Genomic DNA, 18,782 nt, shown 5'->3' with positions numbered 1-18,782 from the left:
TTTTATCAGGATATAAACCTACAGCAAGCCATGGTCTATTTTTATTGATTAATTACCTAAGGATGAACATTACGTAAAGGTAAATCCATCTTCATGTCCAAATTAGCTTTAGTGTGCTGAACAGAGTTATACATAATGGCATTAAAGCTTGAGATATTCCCCATTTCCATTGCATCGTTAACGTTCAAACTTGGGTTAAACTGATGTTTAATTGGCAAATTTATAGATTCATCAAACTCAAAATAAACCGGACCATTAAAAGCAATTTTAACCGGAATGGTATAACTACGTTTTAACTGAAATGGAATATCAAGTTTAATCGGGATATTTAATTTTAATGGAAACCTTGGTAATAACTTATTTTTGTAAATTAAATCAGTGGTTGTTTCTAAAGGCATCACCTGATCGACTTTTAATGTTGTCGCATAATCAACACTTACCGTAATTGGAGTCTCGACTTCAAACTCTAAATCAGCCAAGTATCTTCCTTTTAATGGAACTGAAATCTGACGGTCAATATCAATAGATGTGTCTAATTTACCTATCGATTGGACTTGCAAATTATTGCCAACATGTATTTTAGTTTCTAATGATTCTGGTAATCGAATATCTGACTCATGTGCTGAAACCACAACTGAAGCCTGTATGTTTAAATAAAACCAAAATAAGATTGCCGTGAGTATCATAATCAGAAAGAAACTGATTAATATACTTTTTAATGAGCCAAACATAAGCCATTCACCTATTTTGTCTGGTTCTGAACAGGTGAAGAGTTATCTTCGCCAGATTTAACGCGATTCAGGCTCATGCTCGATAGTGGTATTTTTAACTCACCATGCTCGATTTTAACTGGCAAGGTATTTTTTACATCTACCGACGCATTTAAAGCTGTTTTCACAGGGACATTCAAACTTCCCTGAATTGGAATATTTGTTTTTAATTGAGCATTTAATGGAATATGAAGATTTTCTTTTAAGACCGTTTTTACTGGCGCATCAAACTTCAAATGAACTTTTTGATCGAGTGGAACTTGAATATCAATAGGTACATCTAACTGTAAAGGAATATTACCTTTTAATGGCAAAGTAATATCTTTACCAAGCACTCTCACCTGAACTTTCGTGTCAATTGGCAAACTTTGATCAACTTTTAAAGTTTCTTTAACTGGAATAACCGTACTAATCGGCACCATATTATCGAAATAGACACGTGGTGTTAAAGTCTGCGTCAAAGGAATATTTAACTTCTCATTAATAGGAATATTAGCATTCACTCGACCTTTAACATCGACATTTAAAGCATCTTTTACTTTAACTTGTACCTGTAATGGCTCTTGTAAATCGATCGCTACTGCCTGGTTTTTCAACGGAATATAAATATTAAAATGTTTAAACACCCAAATGGCGATAAGTACACCACATATATTCGCGATGATAATAAAAAAGAAGACGATCAATAATCTTTTAAACTGCTGCAATTCCAATCCCTTACTATTTCTTTTTGTTCCTTAAACCGTATTCTCATTGATTTCTAAAAAATAATCAGCATATATTTTGTACGGTTGTAAAAAAACCCAGTCTAAACTGGGTCTTTTTGTCACATTCTTTTATCTAACGTTAAAGCAGATTAAGCGTTAGTTTCTGCAGGAATTTTTTTATAGCTTACGCCACACATTTGCTCAGCAATACGTAATACTTGGCAGCTATAACCTACTTCGTTATCGTACCAAACATATGCAGTTAAGCGGTTACCAGAAGTAATCGTTGCTTGAGCATCATATACACCAGCAGTACGAGAACCGATAAAGTCGCTTGATACCACTTCTGTAGAGTTGGTATAACCGATTTGGCCTTGAAGGTTAGAGTTGATTGAAATTTGACGAATGTATTCGTTCACTTCTTCACGATCAACTTCTTTATCAAGCGTTAAGTTTAAAATCGCAAGAGATACGTTTGGTGTAGGAACACGTACAGAGTTACCAGTTAATTTACCTTTTAATGCAGGCAATGCTTTAGCAACAGCTTTAGCAGCACCAGTTTCAGTAATAACCATGTTCAATGTAGCAGCACGACCACGACGATCAGCTTTGTGGTAGTTATCGATCAAGTTCTGGTCATTTGTAAATGAGTGAACTGTCTCAACGTGACCATTAAGAACTTTATATTTGTCATCCAATACTTTAAGAATTGGAGTGATCGCATTTGTTGTACAACTTGCAGCAGAGATGATTTTGTCTTCATCTAAAATGTCAGAGTTGTTTACACCAAATACAACGTTTTTCATTTCGCCTTTACTTGGTGCAGTTAATACAACACGTGCAACACCTGGACATTTCAAGTGTTGGCTTAGGCCTTCAGCATCACGCCATTTACCAGTGTTGTCGATTAAAAGCGCGTTTTCAATACCGTATTGAGTATAGTCTACTTCGCTTGGGCTAGACGCATAGATCACTTTGATGAAGTTACCGTTAGCGATAATTGCTTCGTTTTCTTCATCAACAGAGATTGTACCTGCAAAAGTACCGTGAATAGAGTCACGACGAAGTAAAGAAGCACGTTTTGCCAAGTCACCGTCAGAAGACTTACGAACAACAATCGCTTTAAGGCTTAAACCACGACCTAAACCTGATTGGCTAATGATTAAACGAGCCAAGATACGGCCAATACGACCAAAACCGTAAAGAACTACATCTTTAGGTTGTTCAGAAGTTGCGCTACCTTTAATTGACTCAACAGCTTGAGCAACAAAAGCGTCAACATCACCGCCTTTTTCTTTATATTCAACTGCAAGTTTACCGATATCAACTTCTGCAGAACCGATATTTTCAACTTTTGCTAAAGCTTCTAAAATAGGGAAAGTATTTACTACAGAAAGCTCAACATCTACAACACGTGTACGACGGTGAGTTTTCAAAATTTGGATAACAGAACGGTTAATTAAAGAGCGACCGTAAACAGATACGACAATATTTTTTTCACGGTATAATTGACCGATTAATGCAATCATACGTTCCGCGATTTCTTCACGGTTTTTCCAACGGCCTTGGTGTTCAGCGTGCAGGGCGATGATAGTGTCTTTGCTCACAGATACGTCCTCTAATTAATTATATCTAGGCGTGATTTTTAAAACCCCGTAATTGTAATGGAATTATTGGCAAGAATGAATCAAAAGCTGACGTTAGTGGCTAGATTTTCCCAAAATTCATCATAAATTCATAAAATACCTATAATTATTTTTTATTATCTTATTGTTTAAAGCCGCTAAATTTTTGCTTTTTCTTACTTTTTAGATTTTGATGCTCTAATCGTGAGCATCATTTTTTAATCTTTTTTGATATTTTTCGATATTTAATTGCAAATTTTTGGCTTTTTGCTGCTGTTGGTAAAGATGAAAAGCCCCTTCTAAAATCAATACGAAAACGGCACACCAAATTGGAAGATAAGTAAACCATTCTTCTTTACCAATGCTTTCCCCTAGCACTAAAGATGCTAAAGCAAGTAACACCGGTTCAAGATATCCAAGCAGACCAAACACAACCAAAGGTAAATAACGGCTTGCCAATATATAACATCCCAAGCCTATAGCACTAAGCACACCTAAACCCGCAATAACCAACCCGAGTGTCGGCTGATCGAGGAACTTACTATATGGCAATAACCCTGTATGTGTCAGATAGATTGCAACTGGCATAATAATCAGAAGGTCCCACCAAAAGCCCCCTAAATTATCCGTTTTAATTTTCTTACGTAACAAGAAATAAGCGGAATAACCTATAGCCACTAAAGCAGTTTCCCAAGCAATACTTCCTAGTCGAAAAATCTCATGCCCTACGCCAATAATTGCAAGGACAATAGCGACCCACTGAAATTTCGATATTTTCTCTCCATATAAGACACTACCCGCTAAAACCAAAACAAGCGGTAACAGGAAATATCCTAAAGAAACTTGCAAACCACGTCCATGCATAGGTCCCCATAAAAACAGCCATAACTGCACTGAGGTTAAAACGGATGTTGTAATGAGTAATAGAAATAAAGAAGGTTTTGCCAAAATACGTTGATATATATTTTTAATATGGCTTAAATCACCACTCCACCACATAAATAAAGTTAAAAATGGCAAAGTCGCAATAATACGCCAGCCGAAAGTCTGTTCACTATCAAGCTGGCCGAGTAATTGGGTATAAAAATAAAGAACACCAAAAGTTAATGATGCCATGACAGACAAAATCACGCCCTTTAACATCACTAACCTCTTTATACTTTAAGAAAAATAAAGCGATACAATACTTGATTTATCCACTATAAAAAAGAAAAAACCATGCGAAAACATGGTTTTTTCTTAAGCAGCATATATTTATTCTTTATGCTCGGTATGAATAATATCTCGAATATCAAATCCTAATGTTTTTGCATAATTTAGATATTCATCAACCACTTCTTTGTGTGGATGTGGCGTTCTAGATAAAACCCAAAGATATTTTCGGGAAGGTTCGCCTACCAAAACTGTTTGGTAATCTTCATCGAGCTTTAAAATCCAGTAGTCTCCACGAATTATCGGAATCCATCTTACAGCCTCGGGTAAAAAGCTTACCTTTAATTTCGTGTTATACGGCGGATTAACTACAAAAGCCTCACCGATAGATTGCTGTAATTGCTTTTGATTATCGTAGCAGCGGTTATCTACAACTATGTTTCCATTTTCATTTAAGGTATAGGTTGCAGATACATTGTAAGCACATTTTTTTTGGAAAAAAGCAGGTTTACGCGCGACTTCATACCACACACCTAAATAACGGTCTAATTCAACCTTATCGACTGTAGGTAGAGGCTTCTGCTGGGCATAGGCATATGTTCCGACAGCTAAGCCAGTCAGAACAATACCGCCCAATGCAATTTTTGCCAAGCGCCAACTGGCTTGCGGAACATTATTTCGAAATGCCATTGTTGCCCTCAACTCTTTGTTGTGAATACAAAATAACTTAAATATCCACAGTAGCTTGTTTTTTAAACAAATCATGTAGTGTTATGTATCCATTTATTGCAACATTTGCGCTTTTAAACGAACAATTTCATCACGAATACGCGCCGCTTGCTCGAATTGTAAATCCTTCGACGCCTTTAACATTTCTTTCTCTAGCTTAGTAATGTGCTTACTAAACAATTTAGGGTCAGAAAGAATATGTCGTTCATCTGCGCTAAGTGCTTGTGCCTGCTCTAGTACTTTCTCATCAATCTGATCATCAGAAAGTACTTCACCCGTATCAATTTCTTTCACAGCCTGACGAACTGCACTACGTGGCGTAATACCATGCTGCTCATTAAACTCGATTTGTTTTGCACGTCGGCGCTCTGTCTCATCAATTGCCTTTCGCATAGAATCAGTGATTGTATCAGCATATAAAATTGCTTTACCTTTCACATTTCGCGCAGCACGACCAATCGTCTGAATAAGCGAACGCTCAGAACGTAAGAAACCTTCTTTATCTGCATCTAAAATAGCAACTAAAGAAACTTCCGGCATATCTAAGCCTTCTCGCAGCAAGTTAATACCCACTAGTACATCAAATACGCCTGTACGTAATTCATGAATAATTTTGACACGTTCAACCGTATCAATATCCGAGTGCAGATAAGCAACCTTAACGCCATATTCTTTTAAATAAGAAGTTAAATCTTCCGCCATACGCTTGGTTAAAGTCGTTACCAATACACGCTCATTTAAGTTCTTACGAATATTAATCTCAGACAAAACATCATCGACTTGGGTAAGCACCGGACGAACTTCAATTTCAGGATCAATCAAGCCTGTTGGTCGAACAACCTGCTCAACCACTTGTTCTGATTTTTCCAGTTCATATCTAGCTGGTGTGGCACTCACAAAAATAGTGGTCGGAACAATACGCTCCCACTCTTCAAATTTCATTGGGCGGTTATCAAGCGCACTTGGTAAACGGAAACCGTAATTCACCAAGTTTTCTTTACGCGAACGGTCACCTTTATACATTGCGCCAATTTGAGGAACCGTTACATGCGACTCATCAATAATAAGTAAGGCATCTTCAGGTACATAGTCAAATAAAGTCGGTGGTGCTTCACCTGCCGGTCGTCCCGATAAATGACGTGAGTAGTTTTCGATACCATTGGTGTACCCTAACTGCTGCATCATTTCCAAATCATAACGCGTACGTTGCTCGATACGCTGCGCTTCGAGTAACTTGTCATGTTCACGGAAGAACTTAAGCTGGTCTTGCAATTCATCCTTAATGGTATCGATAGCACGTGTTAGGTTGTCTTTTGGCGTCACATAATGGCTTTTCGGGTAAATCGTGACACGTGGTACTTTGCGGACCATTTTACCGGTCAGCGGATCAAACCATCGAATTGAGTCTACTTCGTCATCAAAGAGTTCAATACGAATCGCATGTTGGTCTGATTCTGCCGGGAAAATATCAATAATTTCACCACGGATACGATACGTACCACGTAAGAATTCAAGCTCATTACGCGTATATTGCATTTCAACCAAACGGCGAATAATTTCGTCTCGACTTACTCGGTCACCTTGGACCACATGCAATAACATTTGCATATAAGCATTTGGGTCACCCAAACCATAAATGGCCGAAACAGAAGCAACAATAATCGCATCACGACGTTCTAACAAAGCACGCGTTGCCGATAATCGCATCTGGTCAATATGGTCATTAATTGCCGCGTCTTTTTCAATAAATGTATCTGACGACGGAACATAAGCCTCGGGTTGATAGTAGTCGTAATAACTTACGAAATACTCAACTGCATTGTTTGGGAAGAAAGCTTTAAACTCACCATAGAGCTGGGCTGCCAAGGTCTTATTATGCGCCATCACAATCGTCGGACGCTGAGTTTGGGCAATCACATTTGCCATGGTATAGGTCTTACCTGAACCGGTCACACCTAGCAGTAACTGATTACGAAAACCCTTTTCGATACCATTCACCAGCTTTTCAATTGCCTGTGGCTGATCACCCGCTGGCTGGTAATGAGTGACCAAATCGAAAGGTTGATTTTCGTTCACAGTTCTCTCTCTTTATAAAAAATTTGAATTTATCGTCTAGCAAATTAATGGGGATTTTTTCCCTAATTTAAAGTCTATAGTGAGATTAATCTATATCGAAAATATTAAGCATCTTGATACTTGACCAATGCTGTAAACGGTTGCAACATGGACTTATCCATTAGATAAAAAGCATAACCATGACCTATCAATATCATGATGAAAGTATTGTAACCGAACTCCCTGAAGATACCGTGTTTGTCTTCGGTAGTAATATGGCTGGACAACATGGTAGTGGAGCTGCACGTGTTGCCAGTCAGCATTTTGGGGCTGTAGAGGGTGTAGGACGTGGCTGGGCTGGTCAGAGCTTTGCAATTCCAACATTAAATGAACATATCCAACAAATGCCACTCTCCCAAATCGAGCATTATGTTGAAGACTTTAAAGTTTATGCAAAAAATCATCCTAAAATGAAATACTTTGTGACAGCTTTAGGATGTGGGATTGCAGGTTATAAGGTTTCCGAAATCGCTCCTCTTTTTAAAGGCATACATCACAATGTGATTTTTCCTGAATCGTTTAAACCGTATGTTGAAGAAGATGCTGTTTCACAGTTCCCAACACTCACTCAAAAAATGGTTCAAAGTTTCATTAATGATGAAGTTATTTTTTACTTTAATCACGCCAGTGAATCTTTTGAAGATGCTTTAGATAAAACGGATTTATCACGTGCTGAAAAAGCGATAGCGCTTATTGTGCTTAATGAGGAATTGTATCCTCGTGACCGCTATGGCAGAGGCCGTGACCACGAATTGAGGGATATTTTAGGTAAACTCAATGGTAAGATTTTTAATATTCATGGTAACTCAGAAGGTGCAATGATTTTCGTAAGTGTAATTGTTGCGCTTATGGAACTTTATGATTTTGATGAGCAAGATTTTATAAAATTATGGCGCGGTGAGAAAAATATCGACCACCCTATTAACCGTTAATTTACTTTGATATTTTATGAGTGAAGCAGATAAATTCTGCTTTCTCATTATTTTATTTTACTTATATTTAATATTTTTATTTTAATTATTCTAATAGATTTAAATCGATTATTTTCCCAAATCTTAGTTTTTCTCATTATACTTTAAGACAAACTGAATACTTAAAAGAAACGCATGGAAACTTTAGATTCTTCAATTTTTGACCTCACCCCAATTCCAATGTGGATTGAAGACTTTAGTGAAGTTAAGCAGTTATTTGACTTATGGAGAAATCAAGGGGTTGAAAACTTATATGAATTTCTAAGTCAAAATGAAAATCTAGTGGTTGAATGTGCTCATAAAATTAAAATTATTAAGGTCAACCAAAAAGTATTAGACCTTTTTGAAGCAAAAAACCAAGAAGAGTTATGTGCCAACTTAAATCTTATTTTTAAAAAAGAAATGTTTGAAGCCCATATTCATGAACTCGAAGCGTTATGGAATGGCAAAACTCATTTCTCGAGTACCACTATAAATTACACGCTCTCTGGTAAACGTATTGATGTACAACTACGTGGAGCAATTTTACCGGGTTCTGAAACTACGTTTGACCGTATTTTAATTACCACCGAAGACATTACTCCGTATCAAAATGCACTTCGTCAGGAAGAGAAAAATCGACGCCTAGCAGAGTCAATGTTTATCTACTCCCCGACTTCGCTTTGGGTTGAAGATTTTAGCCGTATTAAAAATAGAATTGATCAGCTTAGGCTATTAGGAATTGAAGACTTTAGGACTTTTTTAGATGTACATCCTGAATTTGTTCGCCAATGCATAGAAGACATTTTAATTTTAGACGTCAATCAGTCGACTCTCGATTTATTTAAAGCACCAGATAAAACCACTCTGTTAAAAAATACCCATAAAATTTTTGCCGAAGAGATGGTGGAAACTTTTAGAGAACAGCTGATTGAACTCTGGCAAGGAAATATTCACCACAAGCGTGAAGCCGTTAACTATGCATTAGATGGCCAAATCAGAAATGTCTTACTGCAATTTACCGTATTCCCCGGTTATGAAGAGACTTGGGGATTGGTACAGGTTGCGCTTACAGATATTACTGCACGAAAGAAAGCCGAAAATTATCTAGAATATTTAGGCCAGCATGATGTACTGACTAAACTTTATAACCGAGCTTTTTTTACAGAAGAGCTTAATCGTTTAAATCGCAGTATTATCCGCCCTGTTTCTTCAATTTTTTTAGACATGAACGGCCTAAAGGAAACCAATGATCAACTCGGCCATGATATTGGTGATGGTTTATTACGTCGAGTAGGTAATATTTTAAATCAGGCAATTATGAATACTGCTTATACAGCTTCTCGAATCGGTGGCGACGAATTTGTAATTTTAATGCCTGGTGCAGATGAAGCGAATGTTTTGATGATGCTGCAAACCATTCAGGAGCTTTTTAATATAGATAATCAATATTATTCAAGTCATCCTATTAGTATTGCGATTGGGCACGCCACAACAAAAGAAAATGAACAAGTTGAAGATATGCTAAAACGCGCAGATCATCATATGTATCAAAAGAAAAAAAGTTATTATCAAGAAATTCTTTTACCATAAAAAAACAGGCATATTGCCTGTTTTTTTATTTAAATTAGCGCTTACCCATAGAACGACGAGTACCACGCGGTGGCATCCAAGTTCTATCTGCATATTGTTCAGGTTTCGGACGTACTTGGTTGTGTACAGCATCGCCTGCTTGGTTACTTTCATTCGGCATTGGAAATGGCAATTTCACCAAAGCCTTTTTCTGTTTTGGCTGTTGCTCAGTCATGATTCATTCTCGATATTTCGATTGCGGCTTATTATAAAGGATTTTTCTTGTTTCTTTCGAAAAAAGCTTCAATTGAATAAAACCGCAACAAGATCTTTCCTAAATTAAACTTTTTTACATCTAAAAATCCCCACATCCGCAAATTGCTTAATTTTTGCGATAAGATAGTGTGCTTTTTATTTTTAATCCCATAAGAGGAATATTGCCGTGGACGTACGTCTTTCTGATCGTGTCAATGCTATCAAACCGTCCCCTACACTTGCTGTAACTAATAAAGCTGCTGAGCTTAAAGCTGCTGGCAAGAACGTGATTGGTTTGGGTGCTGGCGAGCCAGATTTTGATACCCCTCAACACATCAAAGATGCTGCAATTGAAGCGATTAATAATGGTTTCACCAAATATACGGCTGTAGATGGTACTCCTGGGTTAAAAAAAGCAATTATTGCTAAATTAAAGCGTGATAATAATCTTGATTACCAACCTAACCAGATTTTGGTTTCTTGTGGCGGTAAGCAAAGCTTCTTTAACTTGGCACTAGCATTATTAAACAAGGGTGATGAAGTGATCATCCCTGCGCCATTCTGGGTAAGCTATCCAGATATGGTCATTATTGCTGAAGGTACGCCTGTTATCGTGAAATGTGGCGAAGAGCAACGTTTCAAAATTACACCTGACCAATTAGAAGCAGCAATTACTCCTAACACTCGTTTAGTGGTATTAAACAGCCCATCTAACCCAACAGGTATGATTTATAGCAAAGCTGAATTAGAAGCTTTAGCTGAAGTTTTACGTCGTCATCCGCAAGTATTTGTTGCATCTGACGACATGTATGAACCAATTCGTTGGGAAGATGAGTTCTACAATATTGCAACTGTTGCACCTGATTTATATGACCGCACGATTGTTTTAAATGGTGTTTCTAAAGCATATGCAATGACAGGTTGGCGTATTGGCTATGCAGCCGGCCCAGCAAAAATCATTGGTGCAATGAAAAAAATCCAGTCTCAATCAACTTCTAACCCGACTTCAATTTCACAAGTTGCTGCTGAAGCTGCGTTGAATGGTCCACAAGATGTTTTAAAACCAATGATTGAAGCGTTTAAACGTCGTCATGACTTAGTGGTTAATGGCTTAAACGACATCAAAGGGATCTCTTGCTTACCTGCTGATGGTGCGTTCTACGCGTATGCAAACATTCGCCCTCTTATTCGTGCAAAAGGCTTAAAATCTTGCACAGAATTCTCTGAATGGTTACTTGAAGAAACTGGCGTAGCGGTCGTTCCTGGTGATGCATTTGGTTTAGGTGGTTTCATGCGTATTTCATATGCAACAGCTGACGAAGTACTTGTTGATGCGTTAGCACGTATCAAAAAAGCTGCTGAATCAATCGAAGGCGTTGATGCTGCAATTGCATCTATCGAAGCTGAAAAAGCTGCTAAATAATTTGAAAATATAAAAAAAGGCCTCAAAATTGAGGCCTTTTTATAATTAAATTATTCCAAATTAAATAAAGCTGCCACCTCAGCCTCAGTCAGTTTTTTTGTATCATTCTGAAAATTATAAAAATCAGGTTTTGAATCAATAAAAATTTCCATATCTAATTTCAAGTCTTTTACTGGTTCATTTAAAGAAAACACATTGATATTGCAGTAACTTTGATCTTTTGTTCTCCAAAAAATTGTTGTTCCACAAGCGTTACAAAAGCCTCTTTCACCCCATTCAGAAGAGTTAAATACACTAAGATGCTTTTGCTGAATAAACTTTAAACTACCTTTAACTACATCAACTGTCATAATGACACCACTGGTTTGTCTACGACACATCGAGCAATGGCAAACATGTACATCATGATTTTTTAACTCAACTTCGAAAGTTGTTTCACCACATAAACACTGTCCGTTCATTATTATTTTCCACAAAAAGTTTATATTTTTAATGTTATAAAATATTCTGCTTAACCAAATTTTACAAGTTTATAAACTATAAGAGACCTATCTTTCTATTCACTTCAACTTGACAATAGTTAATTTAACGCCTAATTTAACATCAAGTTCCATTTTAGAACTTTAATAACTGAAGGACTCAAAAAATGAAAAATCCTATGGAAATGACAGGCCTCGAATTTTTACAAGCCATGATTGAAGGTCATATTCCACCTGCCAGTATTAGCAAAACTATTCCGATGCAACCTACTGAGATTTCAGAAGGATCTGTAACTTTCAAAGCACAAGCAGATCATAATCACCTAAATCCTTTAGGTGGTGTACATGGTGGTTTTGCTGCAACTGTTCTAGATTCAGTGACTGGCTGCGCTGTACATACAATGCTACCTGCTGGTGTGGGTTATGGAACCATAGATCTTAATGTGAAAATGTGCCGTCCTCTTCCACAAAATCAGGTTTTAATTGCTACAGGTAAAGTGATCAATTTAAGTAAAAATTTAGGTATTTCCGAAGGAAAAATTACTGATGAAGAAGGCAAACTTTATGCTTATGCAACAGCAACCTGCATGATTATTCGACCATAAAAACCAAGGCAGCTTTAAACGGCTGCCTTTTTCATTAAGTAAGGAATATCTGGGCGGTCACAAGTTTTCGCAACCACATAAGGTGCCCAAATATTCTTAAGTTGAAGCTCTATCACTTCATGATGCTGAGTAGACCAAGCTAAAACTTTATTTTTACCTAGGAATAATTCTCCTTCGAGCTGGAAAATATAGAGAGGTTTAGATTGATCTAATACCTTGGAACACTTTAAAACTTTCAATGAAGTATGCACATCCCATTTTGAACTAAACCAGAGTTGTAGTAAGTCACCTAAGTACAAATCTTGTTTTTTAAATGGAAAAGCATCGATCCATGCATCTTCTACAGGTGTGTAATAAGATTCTGGTTGATTTAAAATATTGAGATAATTGCGTTGATAAAAATCAAAATTAGAAAAAATAGAAGCAACAGTAAGTGTTTTCATACTTATCTCCGATTTAGCCATTTTAGTGCTGGCAAGTTGGTTTAAATCCACACTGTTTGGATTACTCCAAACGCTTGTTCTTTTCTGAATCTAGCAATTGAATTTTCAAAGTGCAAGTAATTTATGATCTCACCTTTCAACTGGTCAAATAAAAAGCATACAACACAAAAATGAATGAAACATGACGATTTTTACTTGACCCTTGTCAAAATCTCCTTATAATCGCATGCAGATTCTCCCATAGCTCAGTCGGTAGAGCGACGGACTGTTAATCCGCAGGTCCCTGGTTCGAGCCCAGGTGGGAGAGCCAAATACTAAAAAGCCCGCAGCATTAAAGCGGGCTTTTTTATTGCTCTCTATTAAAGTATACCTATAAAAAAATCCCCTACTGCCTGTAGAGGATTTGCTTTTCATAATTCGAATATTTACCAGATCGAATCATCAGTTCTAAACTTAGGTAGACCTTCTACGCTTAGATCTTTTTAAAATTACATTATTCCACTTCTACAACTTTTAAAGGGTTAAAAGTCTGAGTCGTTGGCATCATTTCTATACGGTTAATATTAATATGCGGTGGTTGTGATGCGATCCATGCTACTGTATTTGCAATATCTTCCGGCAAAATTGGATTTTTCTTATCGTATAGACTGTTAGCTTTCTCCTGATCTCCCTTAAAACGTACAAGAGAAAATTCGGTACCACCACACAACCCTGGCTCAATATTCGTTACTCGCACGCCAGTACCAGCCAAATCTGCACGTAGATTTAAACTAAACTGCTCTACAAAAGCTTTTGTTGCCCCATACACATTACCACCTGGATATGGGTATGTACCTGCAATTGAACCCATATTAATGATTAAGCCTGATTTCTTCTTTACCATACTTGGTAAAATTAATCGGGTAACCGTAACAAGTCCTTTAACATTAGTATCAATCATGGTGTACCAATCATCTAAATCCGCTTTATCTGCTGGCTCTAGACCCAATGCCAAGCCTGCATTATTCACTAGTAAGTCAATTTGATCGATTTGAAATTCATTTGGTAATTCTTTAAATAACTTATTTATATTTTCTGCTGTATCAGTCATATCAAATACGAGTGGGTAGAAATTTTCGCCAAGCTGTTTTTGTAGTTCTTCTAATTTTTCTGCGCGTCTTCCACATCCAATAACTTTATAGTCTGACTCAATCAGTTTTTTTGAAATACTATAACCAAAACCTGCTGATGCGCCTGTAACTAATGCTAACATTCTTATATCCTTAGAAATAATCAACTGTTTCAGTTGAACTCATGATGAACATATCAGCCTTTATATTTACACAATATTTATTATTAGCCTAAAAAAATAAAAGTTTTTTTAAAAATTTTAAGAGAAATTTAAATCTGTAAAAAATATATTTATTAAATAATGATATGCATTAAAAAACTAAAAAATGGTCCTTACTTAACCTTAAATATCGGCTCAAACTATTTAGAAGTTAGAGCTACTTAATAAAAAGTTTACCGTGAAAGGTAAACTTTTTAACTTGAGGTATCCAAGCTTATGCAGGGATACCACTATGAAAACGGAAAGTATCATCTGGAGTCAAAATCAGATTCTTTTCAACTTCACGGATATGTTCAATACGCTGTTGAATATCTTCTTCAGGATCTTTCATTTTGGCAGTTTTTGCGACATCAAGCGCTAGTGCTAAATAGTCTTCAAAATGACGAGATTCTGACTTAAGCAAGTAACGGTAATAGCGTCCTAACTCATCATCAACACGCGGAGCAAGCGCATAAAAGCGTTCACATGAACGTGCTTCTACAAAAGCCCCAATCACGAGTACATCAATTAGAGCTTCTGGTTCATATGTGCGGATTTCTTTTCGTAAGCCACCTGCATAGCGTCCAGCACTCAAACCTTTCCACTCTTGCCCACGTTTTGTCATAAATTCTAGAACTTGTTCATAGTGAAGCATTTCTTCACGTACAAGCTGGGCAAGCTTAACTTGTAGGTCCGTAAAAAAACTATAGCGGAACATCAAGTTCATGGCTGTACCCGCTGCCTTTTTCTCACAGTTAGCATGATCTTGCATCAAGATGTCTAAATTATTAACGGCCTCATCCAACCATTCTTTTGGGGTTTGGCACCCTAAAAATGCTAATACAGGCTGCATTAATTCATCGTAATTGATACTCGACATTACTACTTATCCTGCTGCCTGAATCGCTGTTTTCATGTCTTTCACCGCTTGTACTAGTCCAACAAAAACACTTTCCGCAATAATTGAGTGACCAATATTTAACTCATGAATTTGTGAAATTGCCGCAATTGGAGCAATATTTTTCAGATTCAAACCGTGACCAGCATTTACAACCAAACCTTTTGAAGCTGCGTATTCCACACCTTTTACGATGCGAGCAAGTTCTTCTTGTTGCTCTTGCTCTGTTTTTGCATCTGCATAAGCCCCAGTATGTAATTCAATAGTAGGCGCTCCACAAGCAATTGCTGCATCAATTTGAGCAAAATCAGCATCAATAAAGAGTGAAACATCACAACCAATGGCAGCTAAAGCTTGAGTTGCAGCTTTAACTTTTTCAAAGTTACCTATTACATCTAAACCGCCTTCTGTTGTAACTTCTTGGCGTCGTTCTGGTACAAAACACACATGTTGCGGTTGAATTTCTTTCGCAAACTCAACCATTTCATCAGTTACGGCCATTTCAAGATTCATACGTGTTTTCAATAATGGACGCATACGGCGCACGTCATCATCTTGAATATGTCTGCGATCTTCACGCAAATGCAAAGTAATCCCCTCTGCACCCGCTTGTTCACAAATAAGAGCAGCTTCTACAGGGTCTGGGTAAGCAGTACCGCGCGCCTGTCTTAAAGTAGCAACATGGTCTATGTTTACACCAAGCAATGCAGCCATAAAAAAATCCTAATTACGATTGAGTTTGAGTATTTTGAATCCACAATTGTCGACTTTTTAGGGGACGGTCACCTAAAAGCGATGTAATCATTTGACGGTATAGTTTACCTAATAATTGCAATTGTTCGTGAGAAAAATCCTGTCCCTGCTCATAATCCAGCATGGATAAAATTGCTTTTCCTGACAACGATGAGCGACTTGCCTGAACAACGGGGGCAAATCCTTCAGTCACTTGAAACTGATAAAACTGTTGAGGCAAAATTTCTTTTTGTGAGCTATCAATTGAAAAATCAATCGCATAGCCTAGCTCTGCAAGCAAGATATGCTCAAATTGCCTCAAGATCTGTCTAAGAAATAAATCCGGATTTTCATGAGAAGATAGCTGCTGGAGTTGAAGCAGCGTTAACTGGTATTGTTCAAAAGTTTGTGGCATTGCCTCTTCTAGTGGGCAAAGTCTAAGAACAATTTCGTTTAAATAGAACCCTGCAAAAAAAGCATCGCCAAAAAAGAAAACCGGCTGATTTAGTATTTCCAGCTTTGTAAAATTTTTGAGCTCACTTTTGCCTGTGGCTTGCAAACGGATTGGCTGATATTGAGGAGGCGGAGTCTGTCTTAAAATACCATCAACCCGCCCATATTCTTGAGTGAAGAGATGCACAATATGGCTTTTTTCACGGTATTTACGATGGTGAATCATATATCCATGTAGGACTTCATTGCGCATCATAAAAAGAAACTATTCCTCAGATTCTTTTTCTTTTTTATCGTCATCATCACCATCAGGAATTACAGCCCCTACAACAGCAGCTGTACCCTTCACTACACCTTTAGTCGTTTTATAAGCAATACCTACTGGTACGGTTACAAGCTTATATACACAACCTTGCAACATCAATGTACATCCAACGATAATCAATATTGATGTAATTGCTTTCATACCAGTATTCCCTACTTTTTAGATATCACTATATCCTAAACTTTTTAAAGCACGTTCATCATCAGACCAACCACCTTTGACCTTAACCCATAAGGTAAGCATGATCTTTTGTTCGAACATTTTTTCCATGTCTTTACGTGCATCCATGCCAATTGTTTTAAGCTTGGCACCTTTTTCACCAATCACAATTGCTTTTTGACCAGGACGATCCACAAAAATAGTTGCATCAATATAGGTACATGCTGGTTTTAAACGACCAGTTTTTTCATTAACAGTTGCCTCTTCCGTTTTGAAAGATTCAATTTGTACTGTTAAATCATAAGGTAGCTCTTCACCCAACTGACGCATGATTTTTTCACGGATGATTTCACTTGCCAAGAAGCGCTCTGAACGGTCCGTAATTTGATCGAATGAATATAAAGGTGGCTGATAAGGAAGATATTTTTCAATCGTTTCACTTAAGTGCTCTAAGTTTGCTCCACGGAGTGCAGAAACAGGAACAATCTCAGCAAAATTCATAAGTTTGGCACGTTCTTGAATTAAAGGGAGAATCTCTCTCTTATCTCCAAAAGTATCAGCTTTATTAATCACCAAAATAACTGGCATCTCAGCATTCTTGAGTTTCTCAAGAACTAAATCGTCATTTTGAGTCCACTTCTGGGCATCAATAACAAATAAGACTAAATTCACGTCACGTAACGCAGAATGCGCAGCACGGTTCATCATTTTATTGATTGCACGTACTTCTTTCTTATGCATACCTGGAGTATCGACATAAACCGCTTGCATTTTTTCACGCGAATCAATACCGATAATTTTATGGCGTGTCGTTTGAGGTTTACGTGAAGTAATAGAGAGTTTTTGGCCCAATAAATGGTTCATGAGGGTAGATTTACCCACATTTGGACGTCCTACAATCGCCACAAATCCGCTCTTAAAATCCGAAGGAATTGTAACGCCTTTGGAACTAAAAAATTGATCAATCAGATTGTTTGGATCTTGGTTTTCGTTTGAATCTGGATTGATTTGATCAGAATGCATCGACATGCAGGTTATTGCTCCAATAACTTTAAAATTTCCGCCGCTGCTGCCTGCTCGGCAAAACGACGACTTGACCCCTCACCATGAATTTTTGATAAACCATCTACCAAACATTCGACTTTAAAGTGCTGATGAGGCGCATCACCCTGAATATCTACAACCTCGTAAACAGGGAGAGGTTTTTTACGTGCTTGTAGATACTCTTGTAAACGTGATTTTGGATCCTTGAGTTGATCTGTTGGCTCAATATGATCTAAATAAGGCGTATACCATTTTAACACAATATCTTTAAGTAGGTTCAGATCACTACTATCAAGATAAATTGCACCAATAATGGCCTCCACTGTGTCAGCCAATATTGACTCACGATGATGACCACCAGATTTCAACTCGCCTGTGCTTAATATTAAACATCGACTAAGTTGCAAATCGGTTGCAATTTTACCTAATGCTTCCTGACGTACTAAAGTCGCGCGCATACGCGTTAGTCGCCCCTCATTTTCATGAGGGTACGCATGGTATAAATAATTGGCGATAATCATCCCCAACAGTGAATCGCCCAAAAATTCCAGACGTTCGTAGTTATACTTATGACTCACCGAACGATGAGTCAAAGCCAACTGTAGCAATTCAGGCTGCTTAAATTGATAACCGATTCGACTGAGTAAGCGAGGATCACTTAGCTTGAACTGATGTTTTGTCAAAACTCTTCTCAAATGTTAAAACTAAATCAATATTCAGTAAGAAAGGCTTTCTTACCTCATATTTCTTTTTGACTGTTAGACTTGGCTGGTTAAACACTTCAGCAATCTCTTTAAAATGCAGATCACGAATGTTGTTCATTTCCAGTCGTTGGTCCATCTGTGTCATAAACTTTTGGGGTGTGATATCAGCCGAGCTTTGTTGCATAAGCTCTGTAATCTGATTATTAATCACACGATCATCCCAATATGCTGGCCAAACTGCAAGTACGGCTTTCACCGCAATTGCAAATATGACCACCCCAAATAAAATTGCTAAATACGAAGTACCCTGTTGTGCCTTACGCATTTTTGTTT

22 protein-coding genes and 1 tRNA gene are annotated in these 18,782 nt (G+C 37.4%); 5 read left to right on the top strand and 18 right to left on the bottom strand.

Going from position 1 to position 18,782, the window contains the following annotated elements; translation table 11 throughout:
• Positions 1-56: 56 nt before the first annotated feature.
• The 6 genes from NQ782_RS10235 to uvrB all read right to left on the bottom strand — a co-directional run bounded on the left by NQ782_RS10235 (position 57) and on the right by uvrB (position 7,059).
• Positions 57-731, bottom strand: coding sequence for a hypothetical protein (locus NQ782_RS10235; protein WP_000468065.1), 675 nt, complete (start codon positions 729-731; stop codon positions 57-59).
• A gap of 11 nt (positions 732-742) precedes the next feature.
• Entirely contained in the window at positions 743-1,477 is a 735-nt protein-coding gene (locus tag NQ782_RS10230) for a hypothetical protein (RefSeq protein WP_001183838.1), read from the bottom strand.
• A 149-nt stretch (positions 1,478-1,626) separates the two neighbouring features.
• Positions 1,627-3,084 (bottom strand): glyceraldehyde-3-phosphate dehydrogenase, encoded by a 1,458-nt coding sequence (locus NQ782_RS10225; protein WP_000031228.1) that lies wholly within the window; start codon positions 3,082-3,084, stop codon positions 1,627-1,629.
• A gap of 216 nt (positions 3,085-3,300) precedes the next feature.
• A complete protein-coding gene (gene rarD, locus NQ782_RS10220) occupies positions 3,301-4,248 on the bottom strand; it encodes an EamA family transporter RarD (RefSeq protein ID WP_171251939.1) in 948 nt (315 codons plus the stop codon).
• Between the two features lie 108 nt (positions 4,249-4,356).
• Complete coding sequence (locus tag NQ782_RS10215; RefSeq protein ID WP_000885644.1) at positions 4,357-4,944, bottom strand: lipocalin family protein; 588 nt, start codon at positions 4,942-4,944, stop codon at positions 4,357-4,359.
• A 93-nt stretch (positions 4,945-5,037) separates the two neighbouring features.
• Positions 5,038-7,059 (bottom strand): excinuclease ABC subunit UvrB, encoded by a 2,022-nt coding sequence (uvrB, locus tag NQ782_RS10210; RefSeq protein ID WP_001004983.1) that lies wholly within the window; start codon positions 7,057-7,059, stop codon positions 5,038-5,040.
• Between the two features lie 179 nt (positions 7,060-7,238).
• On the opposite strand from uvrB, the gene NQ782_RS10205 reads away from it, so the two are divergent.
• Positions 7,239-8,030, top strand: a complete 792-nt coding sequence (locus NQ782_RS10205; RefSeq protein ID WP_000222200.1) for a hypothetical protein — start codon at positions 7,239-7,241, stop codon at positions 8,028-8,030.
• Positions 8,031-8,204: 174 nt separating this feature from the next.
• Positions 8,205-9,641 carry a diguanylate cyclase domain-containing protein gene (locus NQ782_RS10200; protein ID WP_000448849.1) on the top strand — a complete coding sequence of 479 codons (1,437 nt, stop codon included), beginning with the start codon at positions 8,205-8,207 and terminating at the stop codon, positions 9,639-9,641.
• Positions 9,642-9,675: 34 nt separating this feature from the next.
• Here NQ782_RS10200 and NQ782_RS10195 read toward each other — a convergent pair whose 3' ends face one another.
• A complete protein-coding gene (locus tag NQ782_RS10195; protein ID WP_000139632.1) occupies positions 9,676-9,855 on the bottom strand; it encodes a hypothetical protein in 180 nt (59 codons plus the stop codon).
• Positions 9,856-10,062: 207 nt separating this feature from the next.
• Between NQ782_RS10195 and NQ782_RS10190 the strand changes: the two genes are divergently transcribed.
• Positions 10,063-11,298, top strand: coding sequence for a pyridoxal phosphate-dependent aminotransferase (locus NQ782_RS10190; RefSeq protein WP_002069248.1), 1,236 nt, complete (start codon positions 10,063-10,065; stop codon positions 11,296-11,298).
• A 50-nt stretch (positions 11,299-11,348) separates the two neighbouring features.
• Here the strand turns inward: NQ782_RS10190 and NQ782_RS10185 are convergent, their stop codons facing one another.
• Complete coding sequence (locus NQ782_RS10185; RefSeq protein ID WP_001014258.1) at positions 11,349-11,759, bottom strand: GFA family protein; 411 nt, start codon at positions 11,757-11,759, stop codon at positions 11,349-11,351.
• Between the two features lie 185 nt (positions 11,760-11,944).
• On the opposite strand from NQ782_RS10185, the gene NQ782_RS10180 reads away from it, so the two are divergent.
• Positions 11,945-12,382: a PaaI family thioesterase gene (locus NQ782_RS10180; protein WP_000795395.1), complete on the top strand. Its 438-nt coding sequence runs from the start codon at positions 11,945-11,947 to the stop codon at positions 12,380-12,382.
• Positions 12,383-12,396: 14 nt separating this feature from the next.
• On the opposite strand, the gene NQ782_RS10175 is transcribed toward NQ782_RS10180, so the two are convergent.
• A complete protein-coding gene (locus NQ782_RS10175; RefSeq protein ID WP_000855168.1) occupies positions 12,397-12,825 on the bottom strand; it encodes a hypothetical protein in 429 nt (142 codons plus the stop codon).
• A gap of 41 nt (positions 12,826-12,866) precedes the next feature.
• Positions 12,867-13,001, bottom strand: coding sequence for a hypothetical protein (locus NQ782_RS10170; RefSeq protein WP_085941198.1), 135 nt, complete (start codon positions 12,999-13,001; stop codon positions 12,867-12,869).
• A 58-nt stretch (positions 13,002-13,059) separates the two neighbouring features.
• On the opposite strand from NQ782_RS10170, the gene NQ782_RS10165 reads away from it, so the two are divergent.
• Positions 13,060-13,135, top strand: a tRNA-Asn gene (locus tag NQ782_RS10165).
• Between the two features lie 183 nt (positions 13,136-13,318).
• On the opposite strand, the gene NQ782_RS10160 is transcribed toward NQ782_RS10165, so the two are convergent.
• The 8 genes from NQ782_RS10160 to NQ782_RS10125 all read right to left on the bottom strand — a co-directional run bounded on the left by NQ782_RS10160 (position 13,319) and on the right by NQ782_RS10125 (position 18,774).
• The gene (locus NQ782_RS10160; RefSeq protein ID WP_000880596.1) at positions 13,319-14,077 is read right to left on the bottom strand and encodes an SDR family oxidoreductase; all 759 of its coding nucleotides are present in this window, start codon (positions 14,075-14,077) and stop codon (positions 13,319-13,321) included.
• 292 nt (positions 14,078-14,369) lie between these two features.
• Entirely contained in the window at positions 14,370-15,014 is a 645-nt protein-coding gene (locus NQ782_RS10155) for a tRNA-(ms[2]io[6]A)-hydroxylase (RefSeq protein WP_000095056.1), read from the bottom strand.
• Positions 15,015-15,020: 6 nt separating this feature from the next.
• Positions 15,021-15,746 (bottom strand): pyridoxine 5'-phosphate synthase, encoded by a 726-nt coding sequence (pdxJ, locus tag NQ782_RS10150; RefSeq protein WP_000729409.1) that lies wholly within the window; start codon positions 15,744-15,746, stop codon positions 15,021-15,023.
• Between the two features lie 13 nt (positions 15,747-15,759).
• Positions 15,760-16,473, bottom strand: coding sequence for a DNA repair protein RecO (gene recO / locus NQ782_RS10145; protein ID WP_000985103.1), 714 nt, complete (start codon positions 16,471-16,473; stop codon positions 15,760-15,762).
• Between the two features lie 9 nt (positions 16,474-16,482).
• On the bottom strand, positions 16,483-16,683 hold the full coding sequence (locus NQ782_RS10140) for an NF038104 family lipoprotein (RefSeq protein ID WP_000644486.1): 201 nt from the start codon (positions 16,681-16,683) through the stop codon (positions 16,483-16,485).
• Between the two features lie 18 nt (positions 16,684-16,701).
• The gene (era, locus tag NQ782_RS10135) at positions 16,702-17,724 is read right to left on the bottom strand and encodes a GTPase Era (RefSeq protein WP_086223930.1); all 1,023 of its coding nucleotides are present in this window, start codon (positions 17,722-17,724) and stop codon (positions 16,702-16,704) included.
• Between the two features lie 11 nt (positions 17,725-17,735).
• Positions 17,736-18,428 carry a ribonuclease III gene (rnc, locus tag NQ782_RS10130; protein WP_000160699.1) on the bottom strand — a complete coding sequence of 231 codons (693 nt, stop codon included), beginning with the start codon at positions 18,426-18,428 and terminating at the stop codon, positions 17,736-17,738.
• Positions 18,400-18,774, bottom strand: a complete 375-nt coding sequence (locus NQ782_RS10125) for a DUF4845 domain-containing protein (RefSeq protein ID WP_001224039.1) — start codon at positions 18,772-18,774, stop codon at positions 18,400-18,402. Before NQ782_RS10125 ends, rnc begins: the two co-directional genes overlap by 29 nt.
• Positions 18,775-18,782 lie beyond the last annotated feature (8 nt).

This window comes from Acinetobacter sp. BD54 (genome assembly GCF_044778325.1).
Classification (GTDB): domain Bacteria; phylum Pseudomonadota; class Gammaproteobacteria; order Pseudomonadales; family Moraxellaceae; genus Acinetobacter; species Acinetobacter baumannii.
The sequence above is the reverse complement of the archived record's forward strand: the minus strand, read 5'-3'. Positions and strand labels throughout refer to the sequence as shown.